Annotated in this window: 1 protein-coding gene; it reads right to left on the bottom strand. The window is 40.0% G+C overall.

Annotated features, from left to right (window positions below; all coding sequences use genetic code 11):
• Positions 1-502 precede the first annotated feature (502 nt).
• The coding region (locus J7K93_09870; protein MCD6117311.1) for an efflux RND transporter permease subunit at positions 503-2670 on the bottom strand (2168 nt) is incomplete at its 5' end.

The following is a 2670-nucleotide window of genomic DNA, read 5'->3' as shown; positions in this document are numbered from 1 at the left end:
AGAACTGAGTATTAAGCTCAAAATCATCACATTAATAAAAACTTAGTTCAAAAGTTGAGTTTTCTGTAAATTGTTGTAATTAAAGCCATTATCTGCATTTTTCTGAGTTTTTATGAATAATCCAGGCTAATTATTCCATATCATTTACCTAACCAAAAATGAGCGAATTTACGGCAGAGCCGGATTGTGAAGCCGAACGAGTTCGTCCGTAATAAAAAACTTTTCTATTTTTCAACCACTTGATCTTTAAATATTCCAATATTAATGCCTTGTGCATTTCGGTGCGAAACTCAAAAAAACGCAGGTTTTTTAAAAAAACCGTAATATCATGCTGTTATTTTTCAATCGCTATTAGCCCAAATTAATGCCAATTGTTGATAACAAATAGCTGCAATAAAAACACCCCTGCGAAGGTTATTTACATCATAATTCGTACCCAACATATTTATCATCGTATGACCATCATAACACATCACACAAACCTTCGCAAGGGTTAATAACTTTAAGCATCTTCACCATGCAATTTATTCATAAAACCTTTTTCCGTTTTATAGGAAATATGATCAACAATGCTATAAACAGCCGGCACAATTACCAATGTGAAGAATGTCGCCGATATCAGACCGCCAATAACCGCGATTGCCATTGGCGCTCTCATTGCTGCTCCCTGGCCTGTACTGACTGCCATGGGGAGCATTCCAATAATAGTCGTCAGAGCTGTAATTAAAACCGGTCTCAGACGGTCGCCGCCTGCTTGAATAAGCGCCTCATGTTTTTCTATTCCCCCTATTCTTAATTTGTTGGCACGATCGATCAGAACAATTCCGTTGTTTACCACAATTCCCGCTAAAATTATGGCGCCCATGAGAGATACTATACTTAAGGTAGTACCTGTCACAAGGGAAAGTAAAACTACGCCAATTAGAGCCAATGGTAATGTAAACATAATTACAAAAGGATGGCTGAAAGATTCAAATTGAGCCGCCATGATTACATACATAAGGACGATGGCTAAAAGAAGAGCTTGCAAAAGCGTTGTAAAGCTTTCTTTCATGTCTTTATACGAGCCACCATATTCAATGAAATAGCCGGTGGGCAGGTTTCCTTCAATATCTTTTATTTTCTCTTTTACATCGGCAATAGTGCCGCCAAGGTCTCTGTCAAGAATATTGGCTGTTATCGTGGCTACGCGAACCTGATGTTCTCTTTCAATTTTTAACGGACCCTCACCGGGCAAAATTTTTGCCACGTGGTTCAGGGGAACCGTAAAACCCAGCGGCGAAGCAATATTTATATGTTCAATATCCGGCAGGCTGTTTCTGCTGTTTTCATTTAACCGGACACGGATATCAATTTCATCGCCGCCTTTTCTAAATTCTCCTGCTTTTGTGCCCAGGGTTGCGGTGCGTACTGCTGAAGCAATCTGTGCCACGGTAAGTCCATAGCGAAACGCTTTATCCCTGTTGATTACAATATGTTGTTCCATGTTTGCTTCTTTTAAGGAATTATTGACATCCCGAATACCGGGAACATCAGTAATTCGTTTTTCAATCGTATTACTTATATTTTTGAGTTCAGAAAGATCTTTCCCAAATATCTTTATCACGACAGGTGCAGATTCTCCACCTCCCATCATCATACCGGACATATCGAGGACAGAATATCTAACACCTTCCAATTTCGGAGCCTTGCTTCTTATTTCCTCCATGATTTCATCGGAAGATCTGTCTCTGTCTTCGAGATCTTTTAACTTCAAAAACAAGGTGGCTTCATTAACACCACCAGGGCTGCTGGGGTCGGAAACTGCCATTCCTTCTCCCATAGTGCCTATGTTTACCAAAAATATTTTTACTTCATCAATGTTACTGACAATTTCTTCAAGCTGTGAAACGACTTCATTGGTTTGTTCAAGTTCAGTACCCACCGGCATTGTTATTTTTAAAACTTGCATGGGCATATCGGACTTGGGCATAAATTCCGTTCCCATAAAAGGAATAAGCCCCACAGAGATAATAAAAAGGACTGCCACAATGCCGATAGTAAGCAGGCGGTGTCGCAACGTCAATTTTAGCAGTTTTAAGTACTTATTTTTGAATTTTTCAAACCTCTGCGAGCCGGAAGCTTTTTCATATTCTTTTTCCGAGCTTCTTTTTTTAAATAATATGGATGCAATCATGGGCACAATAGTAAGCGCAACAAATAATGACATAAAAAGGGCAAAGGACACTGTCAACGCTAATCCGCGAATCATTTGACCGGCAATACCGCCGCCAAATATCATAGGTAAAAACACCGAAATAGTCGTTAAAGTGGATGCGGTAATTGCCATTCCTACTTCAGACGCGCCGAGTTTAGCTGATGTAATTCTATCGTCCCCCAATTCAAGATGCCGGTATATATTTTCTATGACCACTACCGCATTATCCACCAGCATCCCCACACCGAGCGCCAGGCCCGCCAGTGTCATAATGTTTAAAGAATAACCGGCTAAATAAATAGGAATGAAAGTAGCAATCAAAGAAATTGGAATAGCCAGAGAAATTGCCAGAGTCGGGCGCCAGTTTCTTAAAAACAGGAACATCATTATAACTGCTAACAGCCCGCCAAGGATAGCGTTATTACTTGTCTGCGATGTAACCCGTCTGACTATTTTTCCCATATCCATAATTT

Source organism: bacterium (genome assembly GCA_021158245.1).
GTDB lineage: Bacteria > Zhuqueibacterota > QNDG01 > QNDG01 > QNDG01 > QNDG01.
This window is presented reverse-complemented; position numbering and strand designations above follow the sequence as displayed.